Origin of the sequence: Curtobacterium sp. TC1, assembly GCF_019844075.1 — a bacterium.
Lineage (GTDB): Bacteria > Actinomycetota > Actinomycetes > Actinomycetales > Microbacteriaceae > Curtobacterium.
Genome location: NZ_CP081964.1, coordinates 3,937,886 through 3,954,930 on the forward strand (window position 1 = coordinate 3,937,886; position 17,045 = coordinate 3,954,930).

Genomic DNA, 17,045 nt, shown 5'->3' on the forward strand with positions numbered 1-17,045 from the left:
ACTACCCGACGGCCTGGAGGCGCGCCACCGGTCTGTGGAGAACCGTCACGCCCGTCGGGCGGTCGCGTCCAGTGCGCCGGCGTCGCGTCAGGAGCTGGTGGCGTCCCGCGCGGCCCACCAGTCGCGCAGGCGCGCCTCGGCGGCGTCCGCTCCGAGGGGGCCGTCGTCCATCCGCGCCTCGAGCAGGAAGCGGTAGGCCTCGCCCACCCCACGCCCCGGCGGGATGTCGAGGATCCGCATGATGTCGTCGCCGGTCAGGTCGGGCCGGATCGACTCCAGCTCCTCTTGCGCGGCGAGGACCTTGATGCGGTCCTCGAGGTCGTCGTACGCGAACGCCAGGCGGTCGGCCTTGCGACGGTTCCGCGTGGTGACGTCCGAGCGGGTGAGCTCGTGCAGCCGCTCGAGCTGCGGTCCGGCGTCGCGCACGTAGCGGCGGACGGCGGAGTCGGTCCAGGCACCGTCGGAGTACCCGAAGAAGCGCAGGTGCAGCTCGATCAGCCGGGACACGGCGGCGATCGTGTCGTTGTCGAAGCGCAGGGCGCGCAGTCGTTTCTTCGCGAGCTTCGCGCCGACGAGGTCGTGGTGGTGGAAGCTGACGGCGCCGCCGGGCTCGAGCTTGCGGGTGGCGGGCTTGCCGATGTCGTGCAGCAGCGCCGCGAGCCGCAGGACGGTGTCCGGCGGGTCGCCCGCGTGCCGCTCGGCCTCGTACCCGATGGCCTGCTCGAGCACGGTCAGGGAGTGCTCGTAGACGTCCTTGTGGTGGTGGTGCTCGTCGATCTCGAGCCGCATCTCGGGCAGTTCGGGCAGGAACCGCTCGGCGAGGCCGGTGTCCACGAGCAGCCGGATGCCGGGCACCGGGTCGCTCGTGTTCAGCAGCTTGACGAGTTCGTCGCGCACCCGCTCGGCGGACACGATGTCGATGGAGTCGACGAGGTCCTGCATGGCGGCACGGACGTCGTCGTCGACGGTGAACCCGAGCTGCGCCGTGAACCGCGCTGCCCGCATCATCCGGAGCGGATCGTCGCGGAACGAGACCACGGCGGCCTGCGGGGTGCGGAGTCGGGCGGCCAGCAGGTCCTCGACGCCGCCGTGCACGTCGACGAGCTCGCGCGCCGGCAGCCGGAGCGCCATCGCGTTGACGGTGAAGTCGCGACGGAGCAGATCGTCCTCGATGGTGTCCCCGAACGCGACCTCGGGCTTCCGGGTCTCGCCGTCGTAGACGTCACTGCGGTAGGTGGTGATCTCCACCTGCTCGCCACCGACCCGCGCGGCGATGGTGCCGAACTGGCGGCCGACGTCCCACGTGGCGCTCGCGATCGGCTCCACGATGCGCAGGATGTCGTCCGGACGGGCGCTCGTCGTGAAGTCGAGGTCGGTGACGGGACGACCGAGGAAGGCGTCGCGGACGGGACCGCCGACCAGGGCCAGCTCGTGTCCGGCGTCGGCGAAGGCCCGAGCGAGGAGGTCGACGGGCTCGGTGGTGGCGAGTGCGTCGAGTCGTTCGACGGCCTGGGCAACGGACTGCATGACGGTCCTCATCCTCCCAGATCGACGCCCCGAGTTCTCCCCAACCCCGCGCGCACGGGACCTGTTCATGGTCGCGCCTCATACACTCGTGCTCGGCCCGAACCGACCCCGTGGCCCGCTTCCGTATGCACATCCTCCGCACCACGCTCGCCGCAGCCGCGTCGACCCTCGTCGCGCTCGGCCTGGTCGTCGCGCCCGTCAGCGCCCCGCACGCCGATGCTGCGACGGTCTCGTCGGCCACGACCCACCTCGCCGATCCGGCTGCCGCCGACGCCGGCAAGGCCACCATCTCGGTCGCTCCTGCGCACCGTGGGATCGTGCAGCGCGACCAGGGCCTCACTCTCTCGGTGACGGTCACCAACGACACCGACACCGCACTGCCGGCGGGCACCGCGGAGTTCGACATCTTCCGCTCCGTGAGCACACGGGACGTCCTCGCCGAGTGGCTTGCCGACACCACCACGACCGGTTACCTCGGCGCCCCGATGGACTCCGTGGACATCCCGGCCGTCCCGGCGCACCGATCGGTCACCATCGACTCGGTCGAGATCGTCTCGGGCAACGTGGCACTCGGCGGGTACTCCTCGTTCGGTGCGCGGCGCATCGCGGCGGAGTACACGGCCGGTGAGACCTTCGCCGTCGCCCGCTCCGCGATCACCTGGTACCCGGACTTCGAGCAGGTGCCGGTCAGCGTCTCGGTGGCGATGCCGGTGACCGTCCCGAAGTCCACGGACGGGATCCTCAGCGCGGCCGTCCTGGCCGCCGCGACCTCGGTGGACGGCACCCTCACCCAGCAGCTCGACGCGGCCGAGGACCACAACGTCGCCGTCGCGGTCGACCCACGCATCATCGCCTCGATCCGGATCCTCGGCGAGAACGCCCCGTCCGCGGCGACGGCGTGGCTCCAGCGGCTCGAGGCCCTGCGCAACGAGACCTTCGCGCTGCCCTACGCCGACGCCGACGTCACCGGCCTGCGCCAGGCGGGGTCGGACGGCATCCTCTCCCCGATCTCGCTCGACCAGTCCGTGAAGTCCGAGAACTTCCCCGGTGCCGAGACGCCCGCGCCGACGCCGACCGCCACCCCCGGGCAGACCTCCGGCCCGAGCAGCACAGCGACCCCGAGCGACGACGCCACCACCGACGCCGGCTCCGGCTCCGGCACGGGTGAGACCACGGAGACGCTGCCCACCACGGAACAGCTGCTGGACTTCCCCTACTCCATGGACTCCATCGCATGGCCGGCGGACGGCACCGTGACCGCGGCCGACCTGACGGCGCTGCAGCGGGCCGACAAGGACACGACCATCGTCTCGAGCGGGAACACCTCCGCCGGCGCGAACGCCACGATCTCGGCGTCCGAGAAGATCGGCGACGACCACGTCCTCGTCTCCGACCAGTCGATGTCGTCCCTGCTGCGCGATGCGGCGACGGCACCGGACCGCCAGAGCTGGTCGTCGGCGATGTCCGAACTGACCGCGACGCTCGCCACCTCGGCGCGTGACGGCGGCACCACCGGGCCGATCCTGCTCACCCTCGGTCGCGACTGGCCCTCGGACTCCACGCGCCTCAGCCAGACCCTCGACGCCCTCGAGAGCACCGCCTGGGTCGCGCCGGCCGACCTCTCCACCGCGTCGAAGGCCGTCGCGGGGTCGCTCACCCTCAACAGTGCGTCCACCGGCGCCGACCGCATCGCGCAGCTCAAGCGCCTGGTGCAGGGCGAACAGGGGCTCTCCGCGTTCGCCACGATCCTCGACACCCCCACCGAACTGACGGCACCGGCACGCCTCCGGCTGCTCGCCCTCGCCTCGAACGCGTGGCGCGGCGACGACGAGGGACTCACGGCCGCGGTCGACGCCCGCACCGCGGCTTGGGCGAAGCAGACCACCGAGGTCGGGATCGTCGACTCGAGCAGCCTGACCCTGCTCGGGGACCGGTCGTCGCTCCCGGTCTCGATCCGCAACAGCTCGGACTACCCGGTGACGGTGCACCTGGCCGTCCAGCCGTCGAACTCCGCACTCCGCATCGTCCGCAACGACATCGTGGTCGAGATCCAGCCGGACTCGTCGACCCGTGCCACCGTGCCCGTGCAGTCGGTCGCGAACGGCAAGGTCGAGCTGACCATGTCGCTGTCGAGCCCGACCGGCGTCGCCGTCGCGCAGCCGGCCACCGTCGAGCTCAACGTCCAGGCACAGTGGGAGACCGTCATCACCGCCGCCGCCGCGGTCGCCCTGATCGCGATCTTCGGCTTCGGCATCTTCCGCAGCATCCGGAAGCGCATCCGCCGTCGCAACGGCGAACTCGACGACGAGGACGACGACGACCCCAACCGCCCGCTCGCCGTGCAGCCGGGTGCGCCCGGCGCGTCCGCCGTGCCGGCCGCTGTCGCAGCTCCTGGCGGCGACCGCCTGCAGGACGCGATCGCCCGTGCCGGGGCCGAACCGGGCCTCCCGTCCGACGCCCGTACCAGCCGCGTCGCGGACGCCCGCGACCCCGAGGAGCCGACCATCAGCGCCACCCAGCCCCAGCCCGACGTCGACGCGGAACCGGTCGCGGAGCGCAGCCTGGGGCGGGCGAGTGCGATGCTCGCGGCGGGGACGATGGTGAGCCGGATCCTCGGCTTCGCGAAGACCTTCGTGCTCGCCTACGCCATCGGGCAGAACAAGAGCCCCTCGGCCAACGCGTTCGCGGTCGCGAACCAGCTGCCGAACAACATCTACGCGCTCATCGCAGGCGGCCTGCTGTCGGCCGTGCTCATCCCGCAGATCGTCCGCGCCATGAAGAACGGGACGGACGGCGGGCAGGCGTACGTCAACAAGATCGTGACGCTCGGCGGGTCGGTCTTCATCGTCATCACGATCGTCGCGACGGCACTGGCACCGCTCCTGGTGCGCCTGTACACGACGTCCTCGGACACCCGGGGTCCCGCTGCGACCGACCTCGCCATCGCCTTCGCGTTCTGGTGCCTGCCGCAGATCCTGTTCTACGCGATGTACTCGCTGCTCGGTGAGGTCCTCAACGCCAAGCAGGTCTTCGGGCCGTTCACCTGGGCTCCTCTGCTCAACAACGTCATCGCGATCGCCGGCCTCGTCGTGTTCATCGCCCTGTACGGCACCAGCGGCAGCGCCCTTGACGAATGGACACCCGCGAAGATCGCGCTCCTCGCCGGCAGCGCTTCCTTCGGGGTGTTCGCCCAGGCGGCGTTCCTCCCGCTGTTCTGGCGGCGAGCAGGGCTGTCGTTCCGACCGGACTTCCGGTGGCGCGGCGTCGGCCTGAAGTCGACGGGCACCGCTGCCGGGTGGCTCTTCGCGATGATCCTGGTGACGCAGGTCGCCGGCATCGTGCAGTCGGCCGTCGCGTGGAAGGGTCAGGGTGACGGACCCGGCAACGCGGTGCTCGGCAACGCGTGGCTCATCTTCATGCTGCCGCACTCGATCATCACGGTGTCCATCGCGACGGCGTACTTCACCCGGATGAGCCACGACGCTGCGCGCGGCGACCTGGCATCCGTCCGACGGAACCTGTCGCTGTCCCTGCGCATCGTGGGGCTCTTCACCGTGTTCGCGTCGGTGGCGCTGGTCGTCGTCGCGGTGCCGTTCGGCCGGCTGTACGAGGGCACGTTCGAGAGCGCCCTGCAGGTTGGTGCCGTCCTGGTCGCCTACATGCCCGGCCTGGTGCTGTTCAGCATGTTGTTCATCATCCAGCGCGTGTTCTGGGCCATGCACGACCACCGGACGCCGTTCCTGATGCAGTGCATCCAGTCCGTCCTGTTCGTCATCGGTGCCCTCGCGGTGTCGACGTTCCCGACCTCCGTGATCGGCATCGGTGTGGCCGCGTGCACCACCCTCGCCGGGACCGCGCAGACGATCGTCGCGCTCGTCCTGGTGCGTCGGAAGCTCGGCAGCATCGAGGGAGCGGTCGTGACCCGCTCGCACGTGCAGTTCATCATCGCGGCCTTGATCGCCGGCGTCGTCGGCCTGCTGGTCGTCAACTTCTTCGGCGCGTTCTCCGCAGCCGGGTTCGCGATGTCCGACCGCACCGGGGCACTCATCACCATCGTCCTGACCGGCGCCGTCATGGTCCTCGTGTACTTCGGGGCGCTCGTCGTCGCGAAGAACGGCGAGATCAAGAACGCCGTCGGGATGGTCAGGAGCAAGCTCGGTCGCTGACCGCACGCTTCCCGGACGTCGCGGAATGCCGCGCCGGTACCATGTGTTGACCCGGTCAGCACGCAACGGAAGGGCAGTCAGGCATGCGCCAGCTCATCATCATCGGTTCCGGTCCGGCCGGGTTCACCGCCGGCATCTACGCCGCGCGCGCAGAGCTCAAGCCGCTCATCGTCGCGTCCAGTGTCGAGACGGGCGGGGAACTCACCAAGACGACCGAGGTCGAGAACTTCCCGGGCTTCCCCGAGGGGATCCAGGGCCCCGACCTCATGATCAAGATGCAGGAACAGGCCGAGAAGTTCGGCGCCGAGGTCCTGTACGACGACGCCGTCTCCGTCGACCTCACCGGCGACGTGAAGAAGGTCACCGTCGGTTCCGGCGAGACGTACGAAGCCCTCGCGGTCATCTACGCGACCGGTTCGGCGTACCGCCACCTCGGCATCGCCGACGAAGAGCGCCTCTCGGGCCACGGTGTCTCGTGGTGCGCGACCTGCGACGGCTTCTTCTTCCGCCAGAAGAACATCGCCGTGGTCGGCGGTGGCGACTCCGCGATGGAAGAAGCGACGTTCCTCACCCGCTTCGCCGACAAGGTCACCGTGATCCACCGCAAGGACACCCTCCGCGCGTCGAAGATCATGCAGGACCGTGCCCACAACGACCCGAAGATCGAGTTCGCGTGGAACAAGGAGGTCATCGGCATCCAGGGTGACTCCGCAGTGACCGGCGTGACCCTGAAGGACACCGTGGACGGCACCGAGAGCGAACTCGCCCTCGACGGCCTGTTCATCGCGATCGGCAACGACCCCCGTGTGCACCTCGTGCACGGTCAGCTCGAGCTCGCTCCCGAGGGCACCATCGCCGTCGAGGGCCGCACGTCCAAGGCCGTCGGCGTTCCCGGGGTCTTCGTCGCGGGTGACGTGCTCGACCACACCTACCGCCAGGCCATCACGGCTGCCGGCTCCGGTGCGGTCGCTGCCCTCGACGCGGAGAAGTACCTCGCCGACCTCGAGGACACGCTGACCGACGCTGCTGTGGGCGAGACCCCGGTCGAGCCGGTCACCATCTCCGCCTGACCCGTACGGCCCCCGGAATGCCGGGGGCCCGTCCGCGGTTCCACACCCAGTACCGACTTCTCACGAAAGGACACCCATGTCCAACGCAAAGGCTGTCACCGACGCCACCTTCTCGGACGAGGTCCTCAAGTCCGACAAGACGATCCTCGTCGACTTCTGGGCCGAGTGGTGCGGCCCGTGTCGCGCCGTCTCGCCGATCCTCGACCAGATCGCCGAAGAGCACGCCGGCAAGATCGAGATCGTGAAGCTCAACGTGGACGACAACCCCCAGTCGGCCATGAACTACCAGATCACCTCGATCCCGGCGATGAAGGTCTTCAAGGGCGGCGAGGTCGTCAAGACCGTCATCGGCGCCAAGCCGAAGCCCGCGCTCGAGGCCGACCTCGCCGAGTTCCTCGCGTAGGTCGCACCAGCACCACCGAACGCCCCGTCCTCGTCCTGCTCAGCAGACGCGGGCGGGGCGTTCGCGTGCCACCCGTTGCGGATCGGCCCCCGCCGCGGAGCCCGGGTTTCCGGGGTCGATGTCGTAGTGTGGCGGGAATGTCTCACTGATCGGAGCACGGTATGACGAACGGCAACAGCCTCGACCCCTGGTACGACTCCTACGCCCAGCGCACCGCCGGGCTGAGCGCCTCCGAGGTCCGAGCCCTGTTCGCCGTCGCCTCGCGCCCTGAGGTGGTCTCGCTGGCCGGCGGCATGCCGTTCGTCTCCGCACTGCCCAGAGAGCTCGTCACGGGCTCCCTGGACCGCGTGATGAACGAGCACGCCGCCATGGCGCTGCAGTACGGCGGCGGTCAGGGTCTCCGGTCGCTCCGCGAGCACATCGTGGACGTCATGAGCCTCGAGGGCATCCGTGCGAGCGCCGAGGACGTCGTCGTGACGACGGGCTCGCAGCACGCACTCGACCTCGTCACGCGGCTGTTCATCGATCCGGGCGACGTCGTGCTCGCCGAGTCCCCGTCCTACGTCGGCGCGATCGGTGTGTTCCGGTCGTACCAGGCCGAGACCGTCCACGTGACGACCGACGAACTCGGACTGGTGCCCGAGGCGCTGCGCGAGGCGATCGCGAACCTGCGCACGCAGGGGAAGCGGATCAAGTTCCTCTACACGATCCCGAACTTCCACAACCCGGCCGGCGTCACCATGAGTCGGGAGCGCCGCATCGAGGTGCTCGACATCTGCCGGTCGAACAACATCCTCGTGCTCGAGGACAACCCGTACGGGCTCCTCTGGTTCGACGAGCCGGCACCGCAGGCCATCCGCTCCATCGACGAAGAAGGGGTCGTGTACCTGGGGTCCTTCTCGAAGACCCTCGCACCCGGTTTCCGCGTCGGCTGGGCGCTCGCGCCGCATGCCATCCGCGAGAAGCTCGTGCTCGCCAACGAGTCGGCCGTCCTCGCCCCGAACTCCTTCGGCCAGTACGTCGTGAACGCCTACCTGGACGCCGCGGACTGGAAGGGTCAGGTCGACACCTTCCGGGGCATCTACGCAGAGCGTCGTGACGCCATGCTGTCCGCCCTGGGGGAGTTCCTGCCGGACCTGTCCTGGACGAAGCCGAACGGTGGCTTCTTCGTCTGGCTCACGCTCCCCGAGTCGCTCGACTCCAAGGGCATGCTGCCGCGCGCGGTGAAGGAGCTCGTCGCGTACACGCCGGGGACGGCCTTCTACGCAGACGGTCGCGGTGGGGGACACATCCGTCTGTCGTTCTGCTACCCCACTCCCGAGCAGATCCGCGTCGGCGTGAAGCGGCTCGCCAACGTCGTGAACGACGAGCTCGAGCTGATCGAGACGTTCGGCCCGAGCACGCGGCCGAACGGCGTCGTGCGTGAGACGTCCTCGGTCAGCGCCCCGCCGCCGAACATCTCCTGATCAGCGCTTTTCTGCGGTGCGAAGCCCACCAGCACCGTCGTTCCACACCGGAGGACCCCCATGGCTGAGCTCACCCGTCGTCACGTCGTCGTCGTCGCGGGAGGGATCTCGCACGAGCGCGACGTCTCCCTGCGCTCCGGTCGACGGGTCGCCGACTCGCTGACCGGGTACGGCTGGCAGGTCGACCTCCGCGACGCGGACGCACTGCTCCTGCCGGCTCTCGCCGAAACCCGCCCGGACGTCGTGTGGCCGGCTCTGCACGGCGCCTCCGGTGAAGACGGGGCCCTGCGGGGCATCCTGGAGGCGGTGGACATCCCGTTCGTCGGCTCACGTTCCACGTCGGCACGGTTGGCATGGGACAAGCCCACGGCCTCCGCGTTGGTCGCGCGGGCAGGCGTGCGAACCCCTCGCTCCGTCACGCTGTCCCACGACGTGTTCCGCGAACTCGGTGCCGTCGGAGTGCTCGAGGCCATCGCGGGCGAGCACCCGGTCCCACTCGCGGTGAAGCCAGCACGCGGTGGCAGCGCGCAGGGCGTGACCCTCGTCGACGACGTCGACGACCTGCCGCGCGCCATGGTGACCGCGTACACGTACTGCGACGACGTCGTGGTCGAGCAGCTCATCCGCGGCACCGAGGTCGCAGTCGGCATCATCGACACCGGCGACGGGCCCGTGGCACTCTCCGCCGTGGAGATCGTGCCGCGGAACGGGATCTACGGGTTCGAGGCACGGTACAACGCGGGGGAGACGACGTTCTACACCCCGGCCAGGCTGTCGGACGAGTTCGCGTCAGCTGCAGCGGACGCCGCAGTCGCAGCCCACGCGGCGCTCGGCCTCCGCCATCTGTCGCGTGTGGACCTCATCATCGACGGAGCGGGCACGCCCTGGTTCCTCGAAGCCAACGTGCTCCCGGGTCTGACCGAGACCTCCCTGCTGCCGCAGGCACTCTCCGCATCCGGTTTCGATCTCGGGTGGACGTACGCAGAGCTCGCCGAACAGGCGATCCGCGACCACCACGCCTGATCCGCGAGCTCGACGTTCCACGTGGAACATCGGAGTGCGCGAGAGTCGATGTTCCACGTGGAACGTCGGCACCCGCGGTTCGCTGCTGAGAGCTGATCCGCTCTGAGCAGCATCGGATGCGTGTGGTCATCTCCCGGGGCACGGTGGACGCATGACCGATTCACCACCACCCGCAGCCTTCACGATCGAGTACCGGCGTGCCCTCTTCGACCATCGCGTGCTCGTACTCGACGGCGCCCTCGACGACGACAACGGCACCGTCCTCATGACGCAGTTGGTACAGCTCGCGACGGCGGACCCCTGGAGCGACATCGCGCTCTGGATCCATTCGCCCGGAGGCTCGGTCCCGGCGATGCTCGCCCTCCGGGACCTCATGCGGGTGATCCCCAACGACGTCAGCACCCTCGCATTCGGGATCGCCTGCAGCGCGGGCCAGTTCCTGCTGTCCTCCGGTACTCCCGGCAAGCGACGAGCACTGCCGCACAGCCGGATCCTGATGCACCAGGGATCTGCAGGGATCGGGGGGAGTGCAGTGGACGTGGCGCTGCAGGCAGACCACCTCCGTGACACCCGCGACACCGTGCTCGGACTCATCGCAGCGGACACCGGTCAGACGGTCGACCGCATCTTCGAGGACTCGCTGCACGACCACTGGTACTCCGCGCAGGAGGCCCTCGACTACGGTTTCGTCGACGTGATCGTCGACGACTTCTCGGTGATCCGGCCCCAGCAGCCCAGCTCCACCGTGACCGGCTTCGGCGGACCTGCGGTCGGGGAGGGAGACCGTTGAGCGCGTACACGATCCCGAACGTCATCGCGCGGGATGCTCGCGGCGACCGCGTCCTGGACGTCTACTCGCACCTGCTCACCGAGCGCATCATCTACATCGGTACCGCGATCGATGCTGGCGTCGCCAACGCCCTCATCGCGCAACTCCTCTTCCTCGAGTCGGACAACCCGGACTCGGACGTCCAGCTCTACGTCAACTGCGACGGCGGCGACCCGAGTGCCATGCTCGCCGTCTACGACACCATGCGGTTCATCCGCGCCGCGGTCGCGACCACCTGTGTGGGGCAAGCGATCGGTGTCGGAGCCGTCCTGCTCGCCGCGGGCGCAGCAGGAAAGCGGTCGGCCCTGCCGCATGCTCGGGTCGTGCTCCACCAACCCGCGGCGCAGGGACAGGGGGCCATTCCCGAACTCATCCTGCAGGCTGACGAGGTCGTCCGGATACGGGCCGAGATCGAGCACCTACTCACCGAGCACAGCGGCCAGAGTGTCGAGCGACTCCGGGCCGACACGGATCACGATCGCGTCTTCACCGCCCGTCAGGCCCAGCAGTACGGGCTCGTGGACCACGTGATCACTCGACGCTGACGGACGGCGCTGCCCGACGACGCCTCAGGCTGCGAGGACGAAACTGCTCCGCAGTTGTTCGCCACCAGTACCTGCGGAACGTGCTCGCTCGCGGAGCTGTTCTGCTGCGGCTGCCGTCAGGTCCAGCAAGGAACTCTCGAGCGCGCCGGCCACTGCTGCCAGCATCTCGCTCGACGGCTCCTTCCGCCCGCGTTCCATCTCCGACAAGTACTGCGGTGACACCCCTGCGCGACGAGCGACGTCGTGCAGGGTGTCCCCGCGGCCGCGGCGACGAGCGCGGAGTTCTCGACCTACGACGTCACGCCAGAGCGGCTCGGGATTGCGAGATCTCATGGTGCGAGCTTGGCAGTGTTCCACGTGAAACGTTCGGCTTTCGCGTTCGCTGCTCGTGAACCTCAACCAGCTGAACGGCTATGCGCCCCGTATCGGGCCGAATGCTCCCTCGCTGCTCCGGACACCCGCACCGGACCTGCGAAGCCCGCTACGGGCCGCACAGCGCCGTTGGCGGGCCGTCAGGACGAAACGTCGCTGATCCCGAGCTCCGAAAGGATCCGATTCAGGTCGTCGCCGTTCGCGAAGTCGATGGTCACGGAGCTCTTCCGGGCGCCCACAGCGATCTTGACCCGCGTGTTCAACCGGTCACCGATGCGCTCGGCAAGGTCGTTGAAGTGCGCCTGGTTCTTGGAGGGCTGCGGTGCCTGCTTCGGCGGGGTCTTCGTCGCGAGCTGTTGCGCGATGGCCTCAGCAGCACGGACCGACAGGTCCTCGTTGACGATCTTCTCGGCGAGGTACTCCATCGCCTCAGCATCCGGAGCAGCCAAGATCGCGCGAGCGTGTCCAGCGGACAGGACACCGGCGGCGACCCGGCGCTGCACGGGGGAGGGGAGCCGGAGCAGACGGATGGTGTTGGTGATCTGCGGGCGCGATCGGCCGATGCGCTGACCGAGCTGCTCCTGCGTGATCCCGAAGTCTGCCAAGAGCTGCTGGTACGCCGAAGCTTCCTCGAGAGGGTTGAGCTGCGCGCGGTGGAGGTTCTCGAGGAGGGCGTCACGGAGCATCGCGTCGTCCGGCGTCTCCTTGACGATCGCCGGGATGACGCTGAGTCCGAGTTCCTTGGTCGCACGGAGCCGCCGTTCGCCCATGATGAGCTCGTACTGCGGCTCCGTCCCCGCAGCCCCGGGGATCGGGCGGACCACGATGGGCTGCAGTACGCCGATCTCGCGAATGGAGTGGACGAGCTCCTGCAGCTCTTCCTCGCGGAACTCCTTGCGGGGCTGCTGCGCGTTCGGGATCACGTCCAGCGGATTGAGGTTGGCGAGCCGCGCACCCGGGACGGCCACGAGCTCGTCGGCCGTCGGCGCCGATGCCGGGGAACCACCGGTGGGGAAGAACACGTCGACCGGACGATCCTGCTGGTCCGTTGCCGTCGGGATGAGCGCGCCGATGCCACGGCCCAATCCTGTTCGCTTGGGTGCCATCAGTCCTGCGCTCCTCGTGCTGCGATCTCGGCGGCCGCCTCCAGGTAGGAGAGCGACCCTGTGGAGTTCACGTCGTACGCCACGACGCTCTGTCCGTAACTCGGCGCTTCACTCACCCGGACTGATCGGGGGATCATCGCCTTGAGGACCTGGTCACCGAAGTGCTCACGCACGTCGTTTGCGACCTGGTTCGCCAGGTTTGTCCGTCCGTCGTACATCGTCAGCAGGATGGTCGAGACCCGGAGATTCGGGTTGAGGTGCCGCTCGATGAGCTCGATGTTCCGCAACAACTGGCTGAGTCCCTCGAGCGCGTAGTACTCGCACTGGATCGGGATCAGCACTTCCTGCGCCGCGACGAAGGCGTTGATCGTCAGGAGGCCGAGCGACGGCGGGCAGTCGATGAAGACGTAGTGGTACGGCTCCTCCAGCGACTGGAGGTACAGGTCGAGCGCGGTACGCAGGCGCTGTTCCCGCGCCACCAGCGACACGAGCTCGATCTCCGCACCGGCCAGGTGGATCGTCGCCGGAACACACCAGAGTGTGTCGGATTCGGGGGACCGCTGCACCGTGTCGGCCATCGCAGCCTCGTCGACGATGACGTCGTAGATGCTGGCGACCTCAGCCTGGTGGTCGACACCGAGCGCCGTTGACGCGTTACCCTGCGGATCGAGGTCGATCACGAGGACACGAGCCCCGCCGTGGGCGAGGCCTGCAGCCAGGTTGACGGTCGTCGTGGTCTTCCCGACGCCGCCCTTCTGGTTCGAGACGGTGATGATGCGCGTCTTGGATGGCAGTGGGAACTGCTGCGTCGCGATGGCCCGACGCCGGCGGTTCAAGTCGGCGATTTCGCGAGCAAGCGGAGTCGACGCGTCGTAATCGGTCGATGAGCTCAACGAATGCCTCTTCCCCGGTTCGATGTTTCACGTGAAACGTGGAGCCACTGATGGTCGAACCCGTTGGTCCGGGCCGCAGCGTCAGTCAACTGTAGCCCGGAAGACACGTGTGGTCTCTTCGACCACACCGTCCCCGAGCTCGAGGACCTCGACGTCCGAGAGGTGCGTGCGGAGGATGACCTTCCGAGCCTTCTCGATCTCGTCGTCAACCCGCGCACCCTTCATCAGGATGAGTTGACCGCCGGACCGAACGAGCGGAACCGTGATCGGGATCAGCTTCGACAGTGCACTGACGGCGCGGGCCGTGACCTGGTCGACCACGATGTCATCAGAGACGTCCTCAGCGCGGGCACGGACGACGGTCACGTTCGACAGGCCGAGTCGAGCCGCCTCGGACGTGAGCCAGTCCACCCGACGCTCCATCGGCTCGATGAGCGTGAAGTGCACGTCCGGACGGGCGATCGCGAGCACGAGACCGGGCAACCCGGCACCCGAGCCGACGTCGGCGACCCGGCCACGGGCCTCCAGGAGGGGAGCCAGCAACGCAGAATTGAGGATGTGTCGCGTCCAGAGTCGCGGTAACTCGAGCGGGCCGATCAGGCCCAGCTCCTCGCCCCGCCGAGCCAGCTCGTTCGTGAACGACCGAGCCGTCTCGATCTGATCGCCGAAGAGCACGGACGCAGCCGCAGGCTCAGCCTCGAGCACCGGAGCAACGTCCGTGGACACCGCGTCATCTGTCATCGGGTGACGACCGTGTGGCGGTCCCGACCCTCGCCCTCGGACTCCGAGTGGAAGCCCTTCTCAGCGACGAGGTCGTGGACCAACTTGCGCTCGTACGACGACATCGGGGGGAGTGCTGCGGACGACGATCCGGCTTCGATACGCTCGACGGCGGTGTCGACCAGTCGCTGCAGCTCGTCGGCACGAGCATCACGGGAGCCGCCCACGTCCAGGATGAGCCGGCTGAACTCGCCCGTCTCGGCCTGGACGGCGATGCGGGTGAGTTCCTGCAGGGCCGTGACCGTGTCCGGCTTCGAGAGGACGCGGAGCGCCTCGCCGTCATCGGTGACCGACAGGTAGACGCGACCGGCGCGCTCCTCGATCTCGATGTCTCCGTCGAGGTCGCAGATGTCGAGGAGTTCCTCGATGTAGTCCGCAGCGATGTCGGCTTCGTCACGGGCGTCCTCGTCCGGGACCTCAGTGGTGTCGACGGCTGCGGCGGTGTCCTGCTCGGTCACTTACTTCTTCCCGTTCTTCTTCGAGCGCTGCTTGCCGACCGGCTGCGAACGCTGGGTGGTGACGCGCACGGCTTCGACCTCGGCGGCACCAGCACCGGCACCGGCCTCGGCGAGGACCGGGTTGGCGATCCCGCGACGCTGGGCCTTCTTGGCCAGACGCGCCTCACGCGCCAGCGCCGCCTCGGAGCCGGGCGTCGGCATGCTGCGGATGACGAAGTACTGCTGCGCCATCGTCCAGAGGTTGGAGGCGAGCCAGTAGAACATGACGCCGAGGGGGAAGCTCAGACCCGAGATCACGAAGACCAGCGGGAGGATGTACAGCATCATCTTCTGCTGGCGGTACATCGGCGACGCCTTGGTCTCCGGCGACATGTTCTTGGCGACGAGCTGCAGCTGCGTGATGAACTGCGAGGCCGTCATGACGACGATCATGAAGCCGGCGATCGCACGGACTTCCCACCCGGAGGCGTTGGTGAACGTCTCGTGCAGGGGAGCGCCGAACAGGGCCGCGTTGCCGAACGACGCCGCGAGGTCGTTCGTCAGCAGGCCGATGCCCGTCTTGTTGATCTGTGCTTCGTGCAGCACCGAGTACAGCGAGAAGAAGATCGGCATCTGCAGCAGCAGCGGCAGGCAGGAGCTCAGCGGGTTGGTACCGGTCTCCTTGTAGAGCGCCATGGTCTCGCGGCTCATGGCCTCGCGCGAGAACTGGTCCTTCTTGCCCTTGTACTTGTCCTGGATCTTCTTGAGCTGCGGCGCGACCTCGAGCATGCGGCGCTGCGACTTGATCTGCCGCACGAAGATCGGGATCAGCGCGGCGCGGACCACGAAGGTCAGGAAGATGATGGAGAGGACCCAGGTGATACCCGCGCCCGGGTCCATGCCGATGCTCTCGAAGATCCAGTGGAAGCCGACGAGGATGGCGGAGACCACCCATTTGAGCGGCCAGAGGATCGTACCGATGATGTCCATGGGGACGGCTACGCCTTTCGAGTGCGCTGGGGGAGCAGGACCGGCCGGGCCGTTCCGACCGCGGGGTGCGGCTGCTGCGGGATCGGCGCGAGGACGAACCCGAACCGGTTGACGACGAACGGGCGACGACGTTCCGTGACGTCGTCGATGCCGCCTGCAGCCCAGGGGTTGCAGCGAGCGATGCGCCAGGCGCCCATCGCGGATCCGCGGACGACGCCGTACTGCTGGATCGCTTCGAGGGCGTACCGGGAGCACGACGGGTGGTACCGGCAGACGTTGCCGTACAGCGGGGAGATCACGGCACGGTAGGCGCGGAGCACGACGACGCACGCGTTGCGTGGGAGCAACGCGGCGACCCAGGCCAGCCGGGTCCACTGGATGCGGTTCATGCTGCCTTCTCCACCCCGCGCGCGTAGGAGCGCACGACGTCTTCGAGCAGGGTAGGCCATCCGGCCTGCGATGCGGCTGGCAGTGCTCGGACCACCACGTCGTACCCCACGGGGGAGTCGGCGAGGATGCCGTGCGCGATCGCCTTGAGCCGCCGCCTGATCAGGTTCCGGGTCACGGCGTTGCCCACCGTCTTCGCGACGATGAACCCGAACCGTGACGGTCCGGTGGGGTCCGCCGAACGACGGACCACGGACACGACGACGTGCGCCGTGGCGCTCTTGCGACCACGACGCACGACGTTCCGGTAGTCGTCCCCGCGGACGATGCGGTTGGCGCTGGCCAACACTGCGATGCCGGGGTCAGACCGAGGACCGGATCAGGCGATGAGCCTGATCAGGCCGAGAGCTCGGTGCGGCCCTTGGCGCGACGCGCCGACAGGATGGCGCGGCCGGCACGCGTCCGCATGCGGAGGCGGAAGCCGTGCTTCTTGGCGCGGCGACGGTTGTTCGGCTGGAAGGTGCGCTTGCTCATGATCTCTCCACACGGCTGCTCGCGGCGAGCCGTCACGTATGTATGTGTCATCGCTCGGTGTCGAACGACGCAGATGGGCGCGACCAATCGGCCGCAGTCAACTGGTTAACGGTACGTGACAGCAGCGGGCAGGTCAAACGCCGATCGGGGCCGGCCTCGATGCCGGGGCGTCGTCGACACCGCCGCGGTCCATTCTCCACATTGGGGACAACTTCCGTTCGGTGCCACCCGGCCCGGTCCTTTACAGTGGGGTCATCGATCGGCCCCGCGCCCCGGTACGACAGGGAAGTACTCCTGTCCGACGGATCCGGGCGGTCGTGGACAACACTGTGGACAACCCTGTGGGAACACGCGCGGTACGAGGCGTCGACGAAGCCCCCGAGCCACCGACGAACCGCCGGCGAACGACACGGTCCGCTGAGCGCCACCACCCGCGGCGCCCCGGCACGTCCGACCCAGCAGGACGCACCCCGGTCCGGCACCGAACGCACGACACACACCTGGAGACGAGCGCGAC

The 17,045-nt window shown here is 68.5% G+C and carries 17 protein-coding genes; 7 read left to right on the top strand and 10 right to left on the bottom strand.

What is annotated here, in order from left to right:
- Positions 1-87 precede the first annotated feature (87 nt).
- The gene (locus tag KZI27_RS20000) at positions 88-1,527 is read right to left on the bottom strand and encodes a CCA tRNA nucleotidyltransferase (protein WP_222658960.1); all 1,440 of its coding nucleotides are present in this window, start codon (positions 1,525-1,527) and stop codon (positions 88-90) included.
- Between the two features lie 110 nt (positions 1,528-1,637).
- On the opposite strand from KZI27_RS20000, the gene KZI27_RS20005 reads away from it, so the two are divergent.
- From KZI27_RS20005 to KZI27_RS20035, 7 genes are all read left to right on the top strand, one after another.
- Positions 1,638-5,693 carry a DUF6049 family protein gene (locus KZI27_RS20005; RefSeq protein ID WP_222658961.1) on the top strand — a complete coding sequence of 1,352 codons (4,056 nt, stop codon included), beginning with the start codon at positions 1,638-1,640 and terminating at the stop codon, positions 5,691-5,693.
- Between the two features lie 83 nt (positions 5,694-5,776).
- Positions 5,777-6,763, top strand: coding sequence for a thioredoxin-disulfide reductase (gene trxB / locus KZI27_RS20010; RefSeq protein ID WP_123311306.1), 987 nt, complete (start codon positions 5,777-5,779; stop codon positions 6,761-6,763).
- Between the two features lie 76 nt (positions 6,764-6,839).
- Entirely contained in the window at positions 6,840-7,166 is a 327-nt protein-coding gene (trxA, locus tag KZI27_RS20015) for a thioredoxin (protein ID WP_017887828.1), read from the top strand.
- Positions 7,167-7,327: 161 nt separating this feature from the next.
- The gene (locus tag KZI27_RS20020; RefSeq protein ID WP_123311304.1) at positions 7,328-8,632 is read left to right on the top strand and encodes a PLP-dependent aminotransferase family protein; all 1,305 of its coding nucleotides are present in this window, start codon (positions 7,328-7,330) and stop codon (positions 8,630-8,632) included.
- Positions 8,633-8,692: 60 nt separating this feature from the next.
- Positions 8,693-9,655 (top strand): D-alanine--D-alanine ligase, encoded by a 963-nt coding sequence (locus tag KZI27_RS20025; protein WP_222658962.1) that lies wholly within the window; start codon positions 8,693-8,695, stop codon positions 9,653-9,655.
- A 151-nt stretch (positions 9,656-9,806) separates the two neighbouring features.
- On the top strand, positions 9,807-10,445 hold the full coding sequence (locus KZI27_RS20030) for a ClpP family protease (RefSeq protein WP_222658963.1): 639 nt from the start codon (positions 9,807-9,809) through the stop codon (positions 10,443-10,445).
- Entirely contained in the window at positions 10,442-11,029 is a 588-nt protein-coding gene (locus tag KZI27_RS20035; protein ID WP_222658964.1) for a ClpP family protease, read from the top strand. Before KZI27_RS20030 ends, KZI27_RS20035 begins: the two co-directional genes overlap by 4 nt.
- A 24-nt stretch (positions 11,030-11,053) precedes the next feature.
- Here KZI27_RS20035 and KZI27_RS20040 read toward each other — a convergent pair whose 3' ends face one another.
- The 9 genes from KZI27_RS20040 to rpmH form a co-directional block, all read right to left on the bottom strand.
- On the bottom strand, positions 11,054-11,362 hold the full coding sequence (locus KZI27_RS20040; protein WP_222658965.1) for a helix-turn-helix domain-containing protein: 309 nt from the start codon (positions 11,360-11,362) through the stop codon (positions 11,054-11,056).
- Between the two features lie 179 nt (positions 11,363-11,541).
- Positions 11,542-12,507, bottom strand: coding sequence for a ParB/RepB/Spo0J family partition protein (locus tag KZI27_RS20045; RefSeq protein WP_222658966.1), 966 nt, complete (start codon positions 12,505-12,507; stop codon positions 11,542-11,544).
- Positions 12,507-13,400 (bottom strand): ParA family protein, encoded by an 894-nt coding sequence (locus KZI27_RS20050; RefSeq protein WP_315971205.1) that lies wholly within the window; start codon positions 13,398-13,400, stop codon positions 12,507-12,509. Before KZI27_RS20050 ends, KZI27_RS20045 begins: the two co-directional genes overlap by 1 nt.
- 81 nt (positions 13,401-13,481) lie before the next feature.
- Positions 13,482-14,141 carry a 16S rRNA (guanine(527)-N(7))-methyltransferase RsmG gene (rsmG, locus tag KZI27_RS20055; RefSeq protein WP_222658968.1) on the bottom strand — a complete coding sequence of 220 codons (660 nt, stop codon included), beginning with the start codon at positions 14,139-14,141 and terminating at the stop codon, positions 13,482-13,484.
- Entirely contained in the window at positions 14,138-14,638 is a 501-nt protein-coding gene (locus KZI27_RS20060) for a protein jag (protein WP_111083678.1), read from the bottom strand. Before KZI27_RS20060 ends, rsmG begins: the two co-directional genes overlap by 4 nt.
- Positions 14,639-15,607 carry a membrane protein insertase YidC gene (yidC, locus tag KZI27_RS20065; RefSeq protein WP_222658969.1) on the bottom strand — a complete coding sequence of 323 codons (969 nt, stop codon included), beginning with the start codon at positions 15,605-15,607 and terminating at the stop codon, positions 14,639-14,641.
- A gap of 8 nt (positions 15,608-15,615) precedes the next feature.
- Positions 15,616-15,996 (bottom strand): membrane protein insertion efficiency factor YidD, encoded by a 381-nt coding sequence (yidD, locus tag KZI27_RS20070; RefSeq protein WP_111083680.1) that lies wholly within the window; start codon positions 15,994-15,996, stop codon positions 15,616-15,618.
- Positions 15,993-16,343, bottom strand: a complete 351-nt coding sequence (gene rnpA, locus KZI27_RS20075) for a ribonuclease P protein component (RefSeq protein WP_222658970.1) — start codon at positions 16,341-16,343, stop codon at positions 15,993-15,995. Before rnpA ends, yidD begins: the two co-directional genes overlap by 4 nt.
- Before the next feature lie 47 nt (positions 16,344-16,390).
- Positions 16,391-16,528 (bottom strand): 50S ribosomal protein L34, encoded by a 138-nt coding sequence (rpmH, locus tag KZI27_RS20080; RefSeq protein ID WP_022889115.1) that lies wholly within the window; start codon positions 16,526-16,528, stop codon positions 16,391-16,393.
- Between the last annotated feature and the right edge of the window lie 517 nt (positions 16,529-17,045).